The following is a 15,520-nucleotide window of genomic DNA, read 5'->3' as shown; positions in this document are numbered from 1 at the left end:
TCCCATCACCTCGAACAGCCGAGACCGACCGGGGTCGGGTCGCCCTTTACCTCGGGGTTGATCTCACGCGTCTTCTTTATCGAGGCCTTCAGGAGGTCCTTCTCGGTTAGGATTCTCTTCTTCCCGTCGCTGAGGACGGCAACCCTGTCAGTACAGCTCAGGCATGGGTCAATCGAGGCGACCGCAACGACGAAGTCAGCGACTTGGTCTCCTTTAACTCCCTCAGCAACCGCGAAGAGGTTCGGGAAGGTCGGCTCCCTCGGCTTCCAGCGGAGGGGCTTGTCGCTTCCCTTCTTTCCGCGGACGTAGTGAATCAGCTCTCCCCTCGGGGCCTCGTACCTTCCAACCCCCTCTCCGTCCACCATTATCCTGAGCTTCGCGACCAGAACGTTGTCCTTGGGGAAGAGCTTGATTTTCCCGTCCGGCATCTGATCGAGGGCGTGCTCTATAAGCTCAAGGCTCTGCCACAGCTCGCCTATCCTGACTGCCATTCTGTCGAAGACGTCCCCCCTCGGCCTCTCGCCCGTAACGTCCCCGGGCATCACCGGTTTTATCCCGAGGTCGGGGTAGACGCCGAGCCTCTCGCTCCACCTCGCGTCGTCCCTGATTCCGCTTCCCCTTCCGGTCGGGCCGACCGCGCCCTGCTCCATCGCGACGCGTTTGCTTATCACAGCACAGTCCCTGAAACGGGCCTCTATCGTCGGGTCGTGGAGGAATATGTCCTCAATCTGCGGGAGAACCTCGCGGTAGTACTTTATCATGTCGAGGATTATCCGCCTTCTCTTCTCGTCTATGTCCCTCCTCACTCCCCCTATCGTCACCATCGAGTAGTTTACGCGGTTTCCGGCAACTGCCTCAAGGGTGTCCATGACCTTCTCACGGGCCAGCCAGGTAAGGTGTAGCACTGTATCGTAGCCTATGTCGTGGGCCAGAACTCCGAGGTTGAGCAGGTGGGAGTGGATTCTCTCCAGCTCGCCGATTATAATCCTGATGTACTCGGCCCTCTCGGGAACCTCTATGCCGGCAGCTTCTTCAACGGCCCTAGTGTAGGTGTGGTTGTGGGAGAAGGAGCAGATTCCGCACATTCTCTCCGCCAGGTACATTATCTGGACGTAGTTCCTCCTCAGGGCTATCCACTGGATTCCGCGAAGGTTGTATCCGAGCTTGACGTCCACATCGACTATCCTCTCGCCGTCGAGGGTGAGTATGAACTTCTCCGGCTCCTCCAGGCCGGGGTGAATGGGTCCGAAGGGTATCTTGACCCAGTACTCGACTTTGGTCATTTCTTTGCACCTCCTTTGAGGTAGTACGGGTGCCCTGCGTTGTGCACCATCTCCTCGGGAACGCCCTTCTCATCGAGGCGGAGCGGGTAGATTCCCTCCGGGAAGTCCTCTGGTAAGAAGAGCCTCCTCTTGTCCGGCGCTCCCTCGAAGTCTATGCCGACCATTTCCATGCCTTCCCTCTCGAACTGAAGGGCTATCGGAAAGATATCACTGATGTCCGGAATCACCGGGTCGTCCTTGGGCGCGTGGACGTCTATGAGCAGGGAAACGGCCGGGACGTCGTCGTAGTAGATCACGAGGTGGCTCAAGAAGCCGAGCTCCTCTCCAAGGTCCTGCTCGATGCCTATCGAGTAGTGGGCCTCGCCGTCGAGTTCCTTTATGAACTTCATCAGCTCGCGGTAGTCCTCCTTTTGGACTCTCACCCAGACCCTCTCGCGCCCCCACTTGTTGGTCTTCACTTCAACTTGGGCGTTTGGAAAGCGCTCCGCTATTGCCTTCGCGACCTTCCCGGCCTTGGTGGGCTCCTTAACCTCGGTCTCGCTCATTCTTTCACCTCCGGGATCTCACCCTTCAGGATTTTAGCCAGCTTTTCCAGCGCCAAAACGACGCCGTGGAGTATAGCTTCGGGCCTCGGCGGACAGCCGGGGACGTAGACATCCACCGGAATGACGTTGCTCAGCGGTGCGTTCGTGAAGGGGCTCTCGTAGAAGACGCTCCCGCCGGTGGGGCAGGAGCCGACCGCTATCACTATCTTCGGGTCTGGAGTTTGCTCGTAAACCAGCTTGACCCTCTCAAGGCTCTGGTTGGTCACCGGCCCGGTAACGAGGAGTATATCCGCGTGCCTCGGACTGCCGACGAGCTTGACTCCGAAGCGCTCCGCGTCGTATCTTGGGGTCAGGGCCGCTATTATCTCGATGTCGCAGCCGTTGCACGAGCCGCTGTTCACGTGGAAGACCCAGGGTGACTTCCCGATGAACCTGCACAGCTGGGCGATTCTCTTCTCAAGCCCCTCGCGTTCCGGTGAGTTTGAACCTCCGTTAGCGGGAACTTTGATGCTCATCTCACTTCACCCCCTATGAGCCCTTGCCTCCGCAAGCGCTCGCGGAAGTTTTTGGGTTCCCTCAAGTGCCCGCCCCGTGATTGGGTTTCTCACGGTTTTTCTTTCAAACCCGCCCATGAGCGTCACCTCCCTTCACCCCCATATCAACAGCACTCCCATGACGAAGGCGGTAACTATGACGAGGTAGCTCACGTAGTCGGTCAGCAGTCCGGTGTGATCTTTTCTTAAGGCGGTGAAGAAGCGCTTGAGCGCGTAGGTCAGCCCCCACATGACGTTTTTTCCGGTGTAGTGGCCTTCAAGGTGCTCAAAGCCCGGAATCACCTTGTCGGGGTCCTCACCGCTTATGAATATCTTCGTCCCGTCGCCGACTTCCCTCGTTCCCATTCCGCTCCTCTTGGCCCACTGGTCGAGGAGGTAAGCTAGGATCAGGCCGATAATGAAAACGAAGACGAAGTAAAGCGCATCCCAGTAGCCGAACATTTCACGCACCCCCTAAGACGGCGCTTACGTAGGCCAGCTGGTTCTCAAGGGCCTTTACCGCTGGAATCATGACCCTGTCGCTTATCTGCCACGGGAAGAGCCCCATGACGATTATGGCAACCACGAGGATTATTATCGGCCAGAGCATCGTCCCCTCTGGGTCTTTGGCCTTCATGACCTTCTCGCTGGGCCTTCCGAAGAAGGTGTAGAGCACCTTGACGTATGCCGCTGTACAGAATGCCGTTCCAATTATCGCTATTGCACCTAAGATCGGGTTGAATATTGCCGAACTCTCGTAGATGAGCCATTTGCTCGCGAAGCCGTTCAGCGGGGGCATTCCTATTATCGCGGCCGCTCCGATCAGGAAGGCGAAGGTCGTTTTCGGCATCGCCTTAGCCAAGCCGCTCAGCTCGTTGAGGTCCCTCGTGCCGAGCTGGTGAATTACTACTCCAGCTATCAGGAAGAGGAGTGCCTTCATGAGGGCGTGGTTGAAGGTGTGGTAAATCGCTCCCGCCATCGCTATCTCTCCGGTCTGGCTTCCGTAGGCCGCTAAACCGATTCCGAGGCCGAGGAGAATGTAGCCTATCTGCCCGACCGAAGAGTAGGCAAGGAGCCTCTTCATGTCGTTCTGGATTACCGCCATCGCGTTGCCGACGATGAGGGTTATGCAGGCGAAGATGATGACCACCCAGCCGACGGTCTTAACGCTGACGCTCGCGCCGTAGATGCTGAAGAGTATCCTCGTGAGGGCGTAGATTCCGCCTATCTTGATGACGAGACCGGAAAGCATGGCACTTATCGAGCTCGGCGCGGCCGGGTGGGCATCGGCAAGCCACATGTGGACTGGAGAAGCACCGCTCTTGAAGAGGAGCCCCGCTATGAAGAGCGCCAGGGCAACCTTGGCCGTAACGCTCGGGCTTTGGGCGAGCTTTAAAGCGAGATAGCTCATAGTGAGCGTTCCGTACTGGCCGTAGAGGAGCGCTATGCCGAGGAGCACGAAGGCGCTCGCTATCGAGCCGACGAACATGTACTTGATGCCGGCTTCAATGCCCTCCCAGGTGTCGTTCCTGAAGGCGACGAGGGCGTAGCTGGCGATGCTCATTATCTCTAGGAAGACGTAGAAGTTGAAGAGGTCGCCGGTTATTGCTATGCCGAGCATTCCGAGCTCGAGGATTATTATGAGGGTGTAGTACTTGTCGAGGCCGGTGTCGTGCTTCATGTAGCCGAGGGAATAAAGCACGGCCAGGAAGCTCACGAGAGTCACCATCAGCACCATTATCGCGCCGAAGAGGTCAACCTCCCAGACTATCCTTATTGGAAAGCCCACGCCCTGGCCGAGCGGGCTTCTGGCACCGAGTGTGTAGACGAGGATTTTCTTGGTATCCCAGATGTAGTAGAAGATTGCGGAGCCGACGGCGAGCGTTGCGCCGGAAATCAAGACAGCCCACGCTTCCCTGGCCTTTCTTCCGAGCAGGTTCACTATCGGCATCGAGAACGCTCCGAAGAGCGGAATGATTATGAGGTATGGAAGTATCGCCTCGCCGTTCATCCCCTCAACCTCCTCAGGGCTCTCACGTCAAGGGTTCCGTAGTGGCGGTAGGCGTTTATCGTGAGCGCAACCGCGAGCGAGAGCACACAGACGCCGATGACTATGCTCGTGAGGACCAAAGCTTGGGGAAGCGGTCCGACCATCGGGCTCTTCAGCGTCTCGTAGCCGGTGTAAATCGGCGCGGTCGGGATTTGGTTCAGCTCTATGCGGTAGCCGAGGCTGATGAGGAGCAGGTGTATCCCCGAGTCTATGATGTCGAGCGCCAAAATCAGCTTGATCAGGTTCCTCTTTGCCAGAAAGGCGTAGATTCCGAGGGCTATGAGCAGGAACGCGGTGATGAACTGGAACTGAATCACGACTTCCACCTCCTGTAGAGCGCTATTGCGGTGAGGGCGCTAACGAGTCCCGTGAAGACCTTCAGACCGACTGCCAGGTTCATTATCGGCAGGAATCCTGCCGAGAGGAGCGTTCCCGGTTCTCCGTTGAAGAAGGGCCCGTTGTGCCAGAGCGTGTTGTAGAAGAACGCAACGCCCATGCCGAGCATCGCCGCGCCGAGGAAGGCCAGACCGCCCACTCCCTCCAGGACCGAGTAGAGGCTCTTGTTGTAGTGCTTCTTCATCTCATCGAGGCCGAAGGCAACCAGGAATAATATCCCTGCCCCCGCTATCGTCGCTCCGCCCTGGAAGCCGCCTCCTGGAGTAAGGTGACCGTGCACCACTATGTAGGCACCGAAGATTCCGATGAGCGGGATTATGGCTCTGGCAGTGGTCTTCACGATGAGTCCCATATCCTCTCTCATGCCCTATCCCTCCTCCAGGGCCTTAGAAGGGCTATCGCGCCGGCTATGGCCGTGAAGAGAACCGTCGCCTCACCTATGGTATCGTAGCCACGGTAGTCGAACACGATGTCGGTGACTATGTTCGTACCGCCGACCTCCTCGAGGCCGTGGGTGATGTAGTAGTTGTCCGTGTAGCGGAGCGAGAGCCACTCGCTGCCGCCCGGGCCGAACTTGAGGCCGTAGTCGGGGTTCGCTATGTAGAGGAGTGCCCCGAGGATAAACAGCAGTGAGAGGTAAGCTATTGTTCTCTTCACGGTTCCACCTCCCATCTCTCGGTCTTCGCTATGCCGTAAACCACGACGGCCGTGACAACACCGGCCCCGACGGCAGCCTCTGCTATCGCCACGTCAGGCGCGTGGAGCATGTAGAACTCAATGCTCAGGAGCAGGCTCATCGCGGCCGACATGAGTGCAGCCGCGAGCAAGTCCCTGAAGCGAATCGTGAGGTAGGCCGTGATCAGGACGCCGATGAGAATAATCGCCTGAATCGCCATGTCAATCGTTAGGGCGTTCATTCCTCCTCACCCCCGAGCTTCTCCTCGTAGGCATCGATGACCGCTCTGGCCGGCTTGTAGCCGCTCAGGTGGGCGGCCTTGGCTATTGCATGGGCTCCGACCGGGTTCGTCAGGAGGAGAGCCACCAGGGCCACGAAGCTGTGGAGGGCCATCTGGAGGTACTTCGGGTCGCCGGTGACGTGAAGCTGGTAAAGGGCGTGGGTGACGACCGCTAAAACCGCGAATATCGTTCCAAACGTCGTGCACTTTGTCGCCCCGTGGAGCCTCGTGTAGACGTCGGGGAAGCGGTGGAGGGCTATGCTCCCGAGGAGGTTGAAGGTTATGTTTATCGCGAGGAAGGCGTAAATCAGGTACTCAATCATTTCAATCCCCCCTGAAGGTATCTCGCGACTATCAGCGTTCCTATGTAGCTGAGGAGCGCGTAAACGATAGCTATGTCGATGTAAATCGTCCTGTCGTAGGCCGCGCCGAGGAGAACCATGCCGGCAACGACTAGTGTGTTGAGCGTATCGACGCCGACGACCCTGTCGGGAACAGTTGGACCGAGTAGAATCCTGAGTATGGCTAAGAACGCGCCTATTGAGATTATCAGCGCCGAGTAGAAGAACACCGGTTCAATCATCTTCCCAACCTCCTGGCCCACTTTTCGAAGGGACCTGAGACTGGCTCCGAGTTCTCCGGCCTCTCGAGACCCTCGGGAATGTCAATCCAGTGGACGTAGAGGGCCTTCTCCTCCGGACAGGCGTCTATCGTGAGCGTTCCCGGCGTGAGGGTTATCGAGTTGCTCAGAATGGTGTACTGGGCGTCGTTCTCGAGGTCAACGGGGACTCTAACGATGCCCGGCCTTATCTTCCCGGTTATGACGAGCCAGGCAACGTGGAAGTTGGCCTTAACCATGCCCCAGAAGAGCGGCCCAACGCTGTAAACCGCGAACTCGAGCCACTTTATCGGGTTGAGAAAGCGCGTCGATTTCTCGCCGATTATATCCCTGGTTGCGTAGGCTACCAGACCTGCAAAGATCAGCCCCGCTACCAGCTCTCCCGTGCTCCAGAGCAGTCCGTTCGTTCCAGCTGTTAGGACGAGCCACAGGATATACGCGAAAACGAACGCGACTATGAAAGGCAAGCTACCACCTCCGCATTAACGCTTTTGTTTACTCTCGTTTGTGACTTCTCCTCTCCTCTTAAAACGGTTTTCCAAAGCTCAGTTTGCCAAAAAAAGGTAGGAAACACCTTGTTGTAAACCAAAGGTTTAGGAGCATTCATGATCTAATCTATACTGCAATGTACTTTAACGGTTTCGGCCACAAAAAGAAGAAAAACTAACGCTCCCGGGAAATGGCCTCCGCAACGCGTTTTCTCTTCTCCTCCCCTCCATCGGGGCCGTAGTAGATGGCGTTAGCGGGGCACATCTCGTGGCAGGCAGGTTTCAGTCCCTCCGCCCTCCTCTCTGCGCACATGTCGCACTTGTAGACGACCTTAACCACGGGTTCGTAGCTTATGGCCCCGAAGGGGCAGACCGAGAGGCACATTAGACAGCCTATGCATTTCTCATGGTTTATCACCACTGCCCCGTCTCTATCGCGGGTTATCGCGTTCACTGGACAGACCGCCATGCAGGGGGCGTCGTCGCAGTGCCGACAGCTTATTGGAACTCCCACCCCGTTGCTCGCGAAGACCACCCTTATGTTGGGCCTGCCGTCGTGAATGAAGTCGCACACCGCTTCGCAGGTCTCGCAGCCTATGCAGGCGTTGAAATCGACGAGGAGCTTCATGCTCTCACCTCCGTCAGCCAGAGGTGTATGTCCCGCCCGGCGTAGAGGCCGTCCTTTGTTGCCCTCCCAACGAGCGACGGGCCAAGAACTACATCGCCTGCCGCGAAGACACCTTCCCTGCTCGTCATGTGCCTCGAATCAACCACAATCCTGCCCTTCCTGTCGGTGGCGATGCCATCGATGAAGGGTGGCGTCGGTGTCTGGCCTATCGCAAAGACGACGTAGTCCACCTCAACGGTGAACTCGCTTCCCTCAATCGGTATCGGCTTCCTCCTTCCGCTCGCGTCGGGTTCGCCGAGCCTGCACTTCTTCAGCTCTATTCCCTTCACTTTTCCGTTTTCGCCGATTATCCTCACCGGAACCGTCAGCTCGAGCCACTCAACGCCCTTCTCGCGGAGCAGGTTTATCTCGTAGCTTCCAGCTGGAGCCTCCCTTATCGTCCTGCGGTAGCTCATGTAGACCTTCTCCGCTCCCATAAGGAGGCTCTCCATGGCCGCGTCGCAGGCGGTATGCCCGGCTCCGATGACAATCACCCGCTTGCCCTCTATTTCTGGAACATCTTTCCAGTCCATGTGGCCGAGCTTGGCGCTCTTTATCCTGAAGAGGTACTCTAGGGCCTTGAAGACGCCTTCGAGCTCTATTCCCGGAATATCTGCCACCCAGGAGCGCCAGGTTCCCGTCGCTATCAGAACCGCGTCGAACTCCTTTACGAGCTCCTCGAAGTCCACCTTTTTTTCGGCGAACTCATCGCCCTCGTCACTCCTCTCCCCCGAGATTACCTTGACGCCCGTGTGGAACTTAACGCCCATTCTCTTCGCGAGGTCGAGGTAACCGAGGCGGACCCTCTCGACCGGAATCCTGAACTCAGGAATTGCGAAGAGCATTAAGCCCCCCGGCTCCGGCAGTTTGTCGTAGACGTGGACCTCGTGCCCCTTGCAGGCCAAATAGCCGGCCGCGGCCAACCCCGCCGGTCCAGCACCTATGATTGCCACCCTCTTCCCGGTCGGCTCCGGTCTCTCAAGGCAGTGGAATGCGAAGTTCATGCCCTTCATTTTTCCACCCCCGGCTTGGCGATTTTGGCCAGGGCGAAGGTTCCGGCTATGTAGTAGGCGCTGAGGACGAGCGGGAAGGCGTAGAGGTTCCCCTTGAGGACCGTCGCTATCCCGGCCGGAATGAGGGTCGCCATAACCCAGAACGCTATGAAGACTGCCGTGAAGTCCACTATTTCCTTTGCGAGCCTCTTCGCGGTCAGCTCCGGGTGGCTGAGGTACCAGTAGTAGAAGCTGACGAAGAGGAAGCCGCCTATGGCGTTTCCGAGCGTCACCGGAATCAGGTTGTGGAAGAAGTTTGCCCAGTTTATTGCCCCGTCGCTGAGGAATATTCCAGCTGGAATCGCCCACATGTTGGCTATGGCGTGCTCGAAGCCTATCGCCACGAAGGCGAATATCGGGAACCATATCGCCAGTATCTTGCCTGCACCGTCCTGGACCCTCGCGGACTGCCAGATTGCAACGTTCACGAGCCAGTTACAGCCTATTCCGAGGAAGAGCAGAGCCATGAAGTCCTTCGAGACCTTACCTTGGGCTATCGCTACTATCGTGCTCCCGAAGGCGTTCGGGTCGCCGACGTGGCCGAAGAGCCCGGTAAGCTGAACTGCCAGGAGCGCTATGAAGACCGAGCCTATGAAGTTGCCGCCGTAGCTCCCGAACCAGTTGTAGAGGACGCACCTGAAGTCCGCGTAGCCCTTGGCCTTGGCCGAGCTCAGGAACTGGACGTTCCCGGTCCAGAGGTCAGCCCCAGCTAGGATTACCGCTATGAGTCCGACTGGGAAGACCGCACCGAGGAGAAGCTTGAAGGCCGAGGGGTTGTCGTGGAAGCCCGTCGCCGCGATAACCGCTAAGACGAAGCCGAAGGCTATGTAAGCTCCGGCCATGAAACCGGCGAAGAGCAGCCTTCCCGGCGTCGTCCTAAACTTCGGGGTGGCCTTCCTCGCTATCCCCTCGAAGGTCGAATCAACTCCATAGAGCACCTCGCTCATTCCAATCCCTCCCCAATATTTTGGGCTGATTTGAGCCGTCTGCAGGTTGAGCAGAGGAAAAGGTCGAAATGGCCCATCTTCCGGCCCCATTCGACCTCCTTGAGGGTGAACTCCGTCAGCTTTCCGCAGTTCTCACAGCGGGCGAGCTCGAAGGTGGCCGAGCTTTCTCCGCTCTCGTGGTTGGGCACGCCCCTGATAGCGTTCACCGGGCAGGCCTCGACGCAGAGCAGGTCGCCGTCGCAGAGCCTCGGCTCGAAGGTTATCGTCCGCCTGCCGTTTTCGTCGCGGTAGCTCAAAGCCCCGCCCCTGCAGACCCTCACGCAGGCCCCACAGCCTATGCACCTCTCCCAGTCAAAGGCCGGGCGCATTCTTAGCCCCTCCTGAGGGCGAGCCTTTCGGCGTAGGCTTTCCTCCTTTTCGCCGAGAACTCACTTGGCTCCTCGTAGGTTAGCGCGCCGGTCGGGCACGTCTGGACGCAGAGGGGGAGCTTTCCTTCAGCCCTCCTGTCCGAGCAGAGGTCGCACTTGACCATGATTTTTCCGACTATCTCAGGGATTCCGAAGGGACAGGCTAGGACGCACATGTTGCAGCCTATGCACTTCTTCACATCAACGAGGACCGCCCCGTCCCCGTCCCTGAAGAGCGCCCCCGTCGGGCAGGCCTCTATGCAGGGAGCCTTCTCGCAGTGACGGCAGTTGAGGGGAACGGCGGAAGTTTCGAACTCGAAGACGGTGATGAAGCTCCGTCCGTGCTCCCTCTCACAGGCCACCTCGCAGGCCCTGCAGGCTATGCACTTGCCCGGGTCGATGAGGATCCTGCTCATGAGACCACCCCCATCTCCCTTAGCTCGCTGAGTAGCTTTCTCGCCTCGGCCTCGCTAACGGGTCTCACCCGGCAGGCACAGGCTTTCGTGTCCGGAATCTTCGAGACCGGGTCTATGGCGTCGTTTGTGAGGACGTTGGCACCCCAGTGCCAGGGGAGGGCCACGACGCCCCTTTTGACGGCCTTCGTAACCTTCACCCTGGCAGGGTACCTCCCGCGTCTCGTCTCGACGACGGCCCATTCCCCGTCCTTTAGCTTGAAGCGCTCCGCGTCGTCCGGGTGAACCTCGAGGAACGGCTCCCTCCAGCGCTTCCTCAGAAGCTCGCTCCTCCCCGTCATCGTCAGCGTGTGGAAGTGTCCCACGTAGCGCATCGTCGTCAGAATCAGCGGGTACTCCCCGTCCGGCCTTTCCGAGGGCTCTCTGTGTTCCACGGAAGCCAGATGCGCCTTCCCGTCTGGGGTAAGGAACCTCTCGGTGTAGAGTAGCGGTGTTCCCGGGTGGTCTTCGCTCGGACACGGCCAGTGGATTCCGGCAAGGTTCCCCTTGAGCCTCTCCGGCGTTATGCCCCTGTACTGGGGCGTGCAGGCGTTTATCTCCCTAAGTATCTCCTCTGGCGAGCGGTAGTTGAAGCCCCTTGCCCCGCTTCCGGTGAATCCGATGGCCTTCCCGATTTCGCTCACTATCCACCAGTCGGGCCTGGCCTCCCCCGGCGGATTCAGCGCTTTGAAGCTCCACTGCACGCGCCTCTCGGTGTTGGTGAGCGAGCCCTCGTTTTCGAGCATCGAAGTCGCCGGAAGAACGATGTCCGCCAATCTCGCGGTTTCCGTCGGGAAGATGTCCTGAACGACGAGGAACTCGAGCCCCCGGAGGGCTTTGATGGCCCTCTCCGAGTTAGCCTCGCTTATGACCGGGTTCTCTCCCATTATGTAGTATGCCTTCACCCTGCCCTTCTCGGCCTCGTGGGTTGCCTCGATCGTCGTCAGGCCGACCTCACCGCTCAGCTCCGCTCCCCAGAACTCCTCGAAGAACCTCCTCTTCTCGGGGTCGGTTACCGCCTGGTAACCTGGGAAGACGTTCGGCAGAACGCCGAGGTCGCAGGCACCCTGGACGTTGTTCTGGCCCCTCATTGGAGATGCCCCGTTTCCGGGCCTTCCTATGTGGCCGGTGATGGCTATGAGCGTCGCGACGGCTCTAACGTTGTCGTAGCCGTGAACCGACTGCGTTAATCCCATTGCCCAGGTGATGACGGCGTTTTCGGCCCTGGCAAACGTTACAGCGGCTTCCTCTATGAGTTCAGCCGGAACGCCAGTTATCTCCTCGACCCTCTCAGGCGTGTACTTCTCAACGGTCCTCTTGAGCTCTGAGAAGCCCAGGGTCCTTTTCTCGACGAACTCCTTGTCGTAGAGGCCGTGCTTGATTATCACGTGCATCATTCCGTTGGCGAGGGCTATGTCCGTTCCCGGGTAGGGCTGGAGGAACAGGTCGGAGAACCACGCCGTTCTGGTGAACCTTGGATCAACGACGATTACCTTCGCGCCCCGCTCCTTTGCCTTGATGACGTAGCGGAAGCCGACCGGGTGGGTTTCAGCGTAGTTGTGTCCCCAAATCATTATCACGTCCGCCATCTCGATGTCCCGGTAGGTGTTGGTCATGGCTCCGGCCCCAAAGACGGCCTTTAATCCAGCAACTGTCGAGGAGTGGCAGAGCCTTGCGCAGTGGTCGATGTTGTTGGTGCCCAGCATTCTGGCGAGCTTCTGAATCAGGTAGTTGGGCTCGTTGAAGGTCTTCGCCGAGCCGAAGAACATGAGCTGCCTTGGGTCGTCCTTGGCTACCTCCCTCAGCCTCTCGGCGACTTCCTTTATCGCTTCTCCCCAGCTCACCTCGACGAACTTACCTTCCTCCTTCGCCTTCAGCGGTTTCCTGAGCCTGTCCTTCGAGAGCAGGTCGAGGACCGCGTTTCCCTTCGGACAGAGCCTCCCGTTCTCGTTGGGAATCCCTGGAATATCGTCGGCGTACTCAAGCCTGTAACCGCTCGGGGTTCTCTCGATGTATAGCCGGCACCCCACCCCGCAGTAGGGGCAGACGACGGGAACCTTCAAGCTCCCACCCCCATGAACACATATGTCCACATGCACATTTTTGTCCCCTCGATTGAAACTTGAATCTGGGATTTAAAACGCTTTTCTAAATGCCCAGTTCCAAACAAAAGGTTTTATATGGCCTTCTTTTCGGAAAAGGAGTCCTGAAAAAGCTTTTTTGTATTCCCTTTTGAGGATAGAAAACAAAAGCGTTTAACAAAACGGCAAAAAAATAAAGGCTCACAGGAGCTGGGCCATGTTCCTCTGGGCTCTCGCGAGCTTCTCCCTCGCCCCCTTGAGAACCTCGCCGAGGACGTGGGAGCCGTCGCGTAGCTCGAGGTAGCCCTCCTTCTCAGCTCCTCTAACGAGCTCCTCCCCGCGCTGGTTCCTCGTTATGATGACAGTCCAGCCGGGTTCGCTCTCGACGAAGCCAGCAGAGATATCGCTCCACACGCCGGTGTAATCGGAGCAGACCAGACAGCCCGTCTGGAGGTAGGAGAAGGCCTCCTTAAGTGGTATCGCGAGGACCCCGCTCTCCCTGTGGATTTCGAGGAAGTCCCTTGTGAGCTTTATGTCCGCTATCTCCTCCGCCCTGACCCCGTACTTAACGCGCAGGTAGTTGAGGAAGGCCTCGAAAGCGAAGGTGCCCATGCAGAAGAGACTCACGATGTAGCGAATCCTGTTCCCGAAGTCTGCCTCGAGTATCGGGAAGTCCCTCATCTGGCCGAAGAACTGGGCCTGGCAGGGCAGGCAGACGACTGCAACCTTCTTTAAGTCCTCTTCCTCTATTTTCGCCTTTATCCTCGCGGCAAAGGGTACGATGCTCCAGCGATTCCCGGCCGTCTCGAGGAGCTCCTCCTTCGTTCTCGCGACCACAGCTTCGCCCTCAAGTCCCTTGGTTCTCTTCGAGGTGACGATGCCGTCTATCAGGCCCTTCTCCAGGGCGTAGGTCAGCATTGCGGTAACAGCGCCTCCGCTGGCAACTTTCCTTCTCAGTATCTCCTTGTCGGTTGCCCTACCGAGGTAGACGGCCCTAATCTGGCCGAGCAGGCTTTCTCCAAACGGCATCATGACTTAACACCCCCGAGGCAGATTATCTGGCTCGCGCGCGGACAGCGGATGTAGCAGGTTCCGCACCTGATGCACCTCTCCTGGGCCAAGGTAGGCCTCTTGTCTATGAGCTTGATGGCCCCAGTTGGGCAGGACAGCTCGCAGGCACCGCAGCCTATGCAGAGGCCAGTCAGGACGATGTCGTCTATGAGGTCGAACCCGCTGAGCTTCTTGACCTGGGCCGTCACCTTGAAGAGCCTGAGCCTCGTCTCGTTGCCGGCTGTGAAGTACTTGAAGAAGGACTGGAGCATCTGGGGCGTTGGTGGACAGCCGGGTATCGAGTAATCAACCTCGATTACGCTGTTTATCGGCTGGAAGTTCCTGTGGTCCGGCCTCGGCGCTTGGCCTCCCCGGCAGAAGCGCAGTATCCCGCCTAGGGCCGAGCACGAGCCGAAGGCGACAACAACCTTCGCCTTCTCCCTCACCTCCTTCAGCTCCTCGATGACCCTCGGCTCGTTCATGCAGACCCCGCCGGTTACGAGAGCCACATCGTACTCGTCGTACTTGTAACCCCCGTTGCGGAGGTATGAGATGTCGAGTTCTATGCTCTCCATGAGCTTCGGATACGCCCTGATTATGCTGACGTTACAGCCCTCGCAACCGCCTATATCAACGTGGAGGACCTTGAGCTTCTCCATACCAATCACCCCAACCTAACGACGTGGGTCGTGCAGGGGATGCAGGGGTCGTAGAGCCTCATAACCGTCTCAGCGGCCCTGACGCTCAGCCCCTTCGCCATCTCCTCCATGACCGGAATGTTGAACATCGTCGGAACCACAATCTTCGAGCTCACAACGCGCCCCTCCTCGCCGAGCTCGATGTAGTGTATCAGCGTTCCCCTCGGAGCCTCGTAAACGCCGACGCCCCTGCCCGGGCCGAAGGTTATGTTCTTGACCCTGAAGGCTTCCTCCATGTTAATCTCGTCGAGAATCTCCGCGAGCCTGAGGAGGGCAAGCTCCGTATCTTCGACCCTCGCGAGGTGCAGGCCGTAGAGGGAATCGTCTTTGAACTCGCGGTAGGTCTTCATTCTGGCCCTCGGACCGGTCTCGACCTTCTTCCCGCCGTAGAAAGCCACCAGCGTCGTTGATTCCATTGCGGGCTCTTCCTTCCTGAACTCGTAGTACGGCATCGTCTCAACCCTGTCGGTCCTTATGTTGTAGCGGTCGCCGTAGAAGAAACTGCTCGTTAAATAGGGCATCTCCCTCCTCGCCCCTCTGAGCTCCTCGGCGACTTCGGTCTGAACGTCCTCGTCGAGGAGAATTTCTCTCAGCTCCTCCCAGCTCTTTATGAGGTCCGGAAACCTCGCCTTGAGGTTGTTGAAGACGCTCCACTTGGGAATGCGGAGCATTCCCCCTATCGTGAGGTTCGGCGGGTGAGTCGCAGCACCACCGAGCTTCAGCAGGTAGTCGCTGACCCTGGCGTGGAAGTCCATCAGCTTGAAGAGAACCTCGTTCCGCTTCTCCTCCTTTATCAGGTCGCCCGCTATCATGAGGAACTGGAGGGCGTGACTCTGGGCCCTGTTTATCAGCCCCAATGCCTCCCTCATGAGGAGCCCGTTCCTCGGCGGGGCTATGCCTATCGCGTGCTCAACCGCCTCGACCGCCGCTATGCCGTGGGAAGCGTGGCAGAGTCCGCAGATTCTCATCACCGCCTCGACGGCGAAGAGCGGGTTCTTTCCGATGACCATCTTCTCGAAACCCCTGACCGGGGCGGTTGCCATGAAGAGCACGTCCGTCACCGTTCCGTTCTCCTCATAGAGGACGAGCTTTGCCTCTCCAGCGACGCGACACACCTTGTTAATGGCTATCTCGCCCAAGGTACCACCCCCAAATTTGAATTTTATCTCCCCCATTAGGTAATCGTCGGCTTTTGATAAAAGGGTTTCCTGAACCGAAGGTTTGGAACCGTCAATTTCTCGTGAAGGGCCGTCAATTGCCTGCTTTTTGAGAAACAGTTTTGTTTGCCTTTTTTAC

At 58.2% G+C, this 15,520-nt stretch carries 21 protein-coding genes; all 21 read right to left on the bottom strand.

Annotated features, from left to right (window positions below):
- Positions 1-5: 5 nt before the first annotated feature.
- The 21 genes from E3E27_RS08585 to E3E27_RS08485 all read right to left on the bottom strand — a co-directional run bounded on the left by E3E27_RS08585 (position 6) and on the right by E3E27_RS08485 (position 15,363).
- Positions 6-1,283, bottom strand: a complete 1,278-nt coding sequence (locus E3E27_RS08585) for a nickel-dependent hydrogenase large subunit (protein ID WP_167774242.1) — start codon at positions 1,281-1,283, stop codon at positions 6-8.
- Positions 1,280-1,828 carry an NADH-quinone oxidoreductase subunit C gene (locus tag E3E27_RS08580; protein ID WP_167774241.1) on the bottom strand — a complete coding sequence of 183 codons (549 nt, stop codon included), beginning with the start codon at positions 1,826-1,828 and terminating at the stop codon, positions 1,280-1,282. The genes E3E27_RS08585 and E3E27_RS08580 overlap by 4 nt, the downstream gene beginning before the upstream one ends.
- Positions 1,825-2,343, bottom strand: coding sequence for an NADH-quinone oxidoreductase subunit B family protein (locus E3E27_RS08575; protein ID WP_167774240.1), 519 nt, complete (start codon positions 2,341-2,343; stop codon positions 1,825-1,827). The genes E3E27_RS08580 and E3E27_RS08575 overlap by 4 nt, the downstream gene beginning before the upstream one ends.
- A 132-nt stretch (positions 2,344-2,475) precedes the next feature.
- Positions 2,476-2,823: a hydrogenase gene (locus E3E27_RS08570; protein ID WP_167774239.1), complete on the bottom strand. Its 348-nt coding sequence runs from the start codon at positions 2,821-2,823 to the stop codon at positions 2,476-2,478.
- 1 nt (position 2,824) lies between these two features.
- Positions 2,825-4,372: a proton-conducting transporter membrane subunit gene (locus E3E27_RS08565; protein WP_167774238.1), complete on the bottom strand. Its 1,548-nt coding sequence runs from the start codon at positions 4,370-4,372 to the stop codon at positions 2,825-2,827.
- The gene (locus tag E3E27_RS08560; protein ID WP_167774237.1) at positions 4,369-4,728 is read right to left on the bottom strand and encodes an NADH-quinone oxidoreductase subunit K; all 360 of its coding nucleotides are present in this window, start codon (positions 4,726-4,728) and stop codon (positions 4,369-4,371) included. The genes E3E27_RS08565 and E3E27_RS08560 overlap by 4 nt, the downstream gene beginning before the upstream one ends.
- Positions 4,725-5,171, bottom strand: coding sequence for a Na(+)/H(+) antiporter subunit B (locus tag E3E27_RS08555; RefSeq protein WP_167774236.1), 447 nt, complete (start codon positions 5,169-5,171; stop codon positions 4,725-4,727). The genes E3E27_RS08560 and E3E27_RS08555 overlap by 4 nt, the downstream gene beginning before the upstream one ends.
- Entirely contained in the window at positions 5,168-5,464 is a 297-nt protein-coding gene (mbhE, locus tag E3E27_RS08550; protein ID WP_167774235.1) for a hydrogen gas-evolving membrane-bound hydrogenase subunit E, read from the bottom strand. The genes E3E27_RS08555 and mbhE overlap by 4 nt, the downstream gene beginning before the upstream one ends.
- Positions 5,461-5,724, bottom strand: coding sequence for a hydrogenase subunit MbhD domain-containing protein (locus tag E3E27_RS08545; RefSeq protein WP_167774234.1), 264 nt, complete (start codon positions 5,722-5,724; stop codon positions 5,461-5,463). The genes mbhE and E3E27_RS08545 overlap by 4 nt, the downstream gene beginning before the upstream one ends.
- Positions 5,721-6,086, bottom strand: a complete 366-nt coding sequence (gene mnhG / locus E3E27_RS08540; RefSeq protein ID WP_206204849.1) for a monovalent cation/H(+) antiporter subunit G — start codon at positions 6,084-6,086, stop codon at positions 5,721-5,723. The genes E3E27_RS08545 and mnhG overlap by 4 nt, the downstream gene beginning before the upstream one ends.
- Complete coding sequence (locus E3E27_RS08535) at positions 6,083-6,346, bottom strand: cation:proton antiporter (RefSeq protein ID WP_068665195.1); 264 nt, start codon at positions 6,344-6,346, stop codon at positions 6,083-6,085. Before E3E27_RS08535 ends, mnhG begins: the two co-directional genes overlap by 4 nt.
- A complete protein-coding gene (locus E3E27_RS08530) occupies positions 6,343-6,849 on the bottom strand; it encodes a monovalent cation/H+ antiporter subunit E (RefSeq protein WP_167774233.1) in 507 nt (168 codons plus the stop codon). The genes E3E27_RS08535 and E3E27_RS08530 overlap by 4 nt, the downstream gene beginning before the upstream one ends.
- A 196-nt stretch (positions 6,850-7,045) precedes the next feature.
- Positions 7,046-7,498: a 4Fe-4S dicluster domain-containing protein gene (locus E3E27_RS08525; RefSeq protein WP_167774232.1), complete on the bottom strand. Its 453-nt coding sequence runs from the start codon at positions 7,496-7,498 to the stop codon at positions 7,046-7,048.
- Positions 7,495-8,550 (bottom strand): FAD-dependent oxidoreductase, encoded by a 1,056-nt coding sequence (locus E3E27_RS08520; RefSeq protein ID WP_167774231.1) that lies wholly within the window; start codon positions 8,548-8,550, stop codon positions 7,495-7,497. The genes E3E27_RS08525 and E3E27_RS08520 overlap by 4 nt, the downstream gene beginning before the upstream one ends.
- Positions 8,547-9,536, bottom strand: coding sequence for a formate/nitrite transporter family protein (locus tag E3E27_RS08515; protein ID WP_167774230.1), 990 nt, complete (start codon positions 9,534-9,536; stop codon positions 8,547-8,549). The genes E3E27_RS08520 and E3E27_RS08515 overlap by 4 nt, the downstream gene beginning before the upstream one ends.
- Positions 9,533-9,904 (bottom strand): 4Fe-4S binding protein, encoded by a 372-nt coding sequence (locus E3E27_RS08510; protein WP_167774229.1) that lies wholly within the window; start codon positions 9,902-9,904, stop codon positions 9,533-9,535. The genes E3E27_RS08515 and E3E27_RS08510 overlap by 4 nt, the downstream gene beginning before the upstream one ends.
- 2 nt (positions 9,905-9,906) lie before the next feature.
- Positions 9,907-10,359: a 4Fe-4S dicluster domain-containing protein gene (locus E3E27_RS08505; protein ID WP_167774228.1), complete on the bottom strand. Its 453-nt coding sequence runs from the start codon at positions 10,357-10,359 to the stop codon at positions 9,907-9,909.
- Complete coding sequence (gene fdhF / locus E3E27_RS08500) at positions 10,356-12,458, bottom strand: formate dehydrogenase subunit alpha (RefSeq protein ID WP_206204848.1); 2,103 nt, start codon at positions 12,456-12,458, stop codon at positions 10,356-10,358. The genes E3E27_RS08505 and fdhF overlap by 4 nt, the downstream gene beginning before the upstream one ends.
- A 219-nt stretch (positions 12,459-12,677) precedes the next feature.
- Entirely contained in the window at positions 12,678-13,508 is an 831-nt protein-coding gene (locus E3E27_RS08495) for a Coenzyme F420 hydrogenase/dehydrogenase, beta subunit C-terminal domain (protein ID WP_167774226.1), read from the bottom strand.
- On the bottom strand, positions 13,505-14,185 hold the full coding sequence (locus tag E3E27_RS08490) for a 4Fe-4S binding protein (protein ID WP_167774225.1): 681 nt from the start codon (positions 14,183-14,185) through the stop codon (positions 13,505-13,507). Before E3E27_RS08490 ends, E3E27_RS08495 begins: the two co-directional genes overlap by 4 nt.
- Positions 14,186-14,190: 5 nt before the next feature.
- Entirely contained in the window at positions 14,191-15,363 is a 1,173-nt protein-coding gene (locus E3E27_RS08485; protein ID WP_167774224.1) for a nickel-dependent hydrogenase large subunit, read from the bottom strand.
- Between the last annotated feature and the right edge of the window lie 157 nt (positions 15,364-15,520).

This window comes from Thermococcus sp. MV11 (assembly GCF_012027285.1).
Taxonomy (GTDB): Archaea; Methanobacteriota_B; Thermococci; order Thermococcales; family Thermococcaceae; genus Thermococcus; species Thermococcus cleftensis.
This window is presented reverse-complemented; position numbering and strand designations above follow the sequence as displayed.

Excerpts from the sequence above, each read along its gene's own strand:
- E3E27_RS08525 (WP_167774232.1), bottom strand. The coding sequence starts at position 7,498 with ATGAAGCTCCTCGTCGATTTCAACGCCTGCATAGGCTGCGAGACCTGC.
- E3E27_RS08515 (WP_167774230.1), bottom strand. The coding sequence starts at position 9,536 with ATGAGCGAGGTGCTCTATGGAGTTGATTCGACCTTCGAGGGGATAGCG.
- E3E27_RS08580 (WP_167774241.1), bottom strand. The coding sequence starts at position 1,828 with ATGAGCGAGACCGAGGTTAAGGAGCCCACCAAGGCCGGGAAGGTCGCG.
- E3E27_RS08535 (WP_068665195.1), bottom strand. The coding sequence starts at position 6,346 with ATGATTGAACCGGTGTTCTTCTACTCGGCGCTGATAATCTCAATAGGC.
- E3E27_RS08570 (WP_167774239.1), bottom strand. The coding sequence starts at position 2,823 with ATGTTCGGCTACTGGGATGCGCTTTACTTCGTCTTCGTTTTCATTATC.
- E3E27_RS08585 (WP_167774242.1), bottom strand. The coding sequence starts at position 1,283 with ATGACCAAAGTCGAGTACTGGGTCAAGATACCCTTCGGACCCATTCAC.
- E3E27_RS08575 (WP_167774240.1), bottom strand. The coding sequence starts at position 2,343 with ATGAGCATCAAAGTTCCCGCTAACGGAGGTTCAAACTCACCGGAACGC.
- mnhG (WP_206204849.1), bottom strand. The coding sequence starts at position 6,086 with ATGATTGAGTACCTGATTTACGCCTTCCTCGCGATAAACATAACCTTC.
- E3E27_RS08545 (WP_167774234.1), bottom strand. The coding sequence starts at position 5,724 with ATGAACGCCCTAACGATTGACATGGCGATTCAGGCGATTATTCTCATC.
- E3E27_RS08510 (WP_167774229.1), bottom strand. The coding sequence starts at position 9,904 with ATGCGCCCGGCCTTTGACTGGGAGAGGTGCATAGGCTGTGGGGCCTGC.
- E3E27_RS08490 (WP_167774225.1), bottom strand. The coding sequence starts at position 14,185 with ATGGAGAAGCTCAAGGTCCTCCACGTTGATATAGGCGGTTGCGAGGGC.
- E3E27_RS08495 (WP_167774226.1), bottom strand. The coding sequence starts at position 13,508 with ATGATGCCGTTTGGAGAAAGCCTGCTCGGCCAGATTAGGGCCGTCTAC.
- E3E27_RS08555 (WP_167774236.1), bottom strand. The coding sequence starts at position 5,171 with ATGAGAGAGGATATGGGACTCATCGTGAAGACCACTGCCAGAGCCATA.
- E3E27_RS08505 (WP_167774228.1), bottom strand. The coding sequence starts at position 10,359 with ATGAGCAGGATCCTCATCGACCCGGGCAAGTGCATAGCCTGCAGGGCC.
- E3E27_RS08520 (WP_167774231.1), bottom strand. The coding sequence starts at position 8,550 with ATGAAGGGCATGAACTTCGCATTCCACTGCCTTGAGAGACCGGAGCCG.
- E3E27_RS08565 (WP_167774238.1), bottom strand. The coding sequence starts at position 4,372 with ATGAACGGCGAGGCGATACTTCCATACCTCATAATCATTCCGCTCTTC.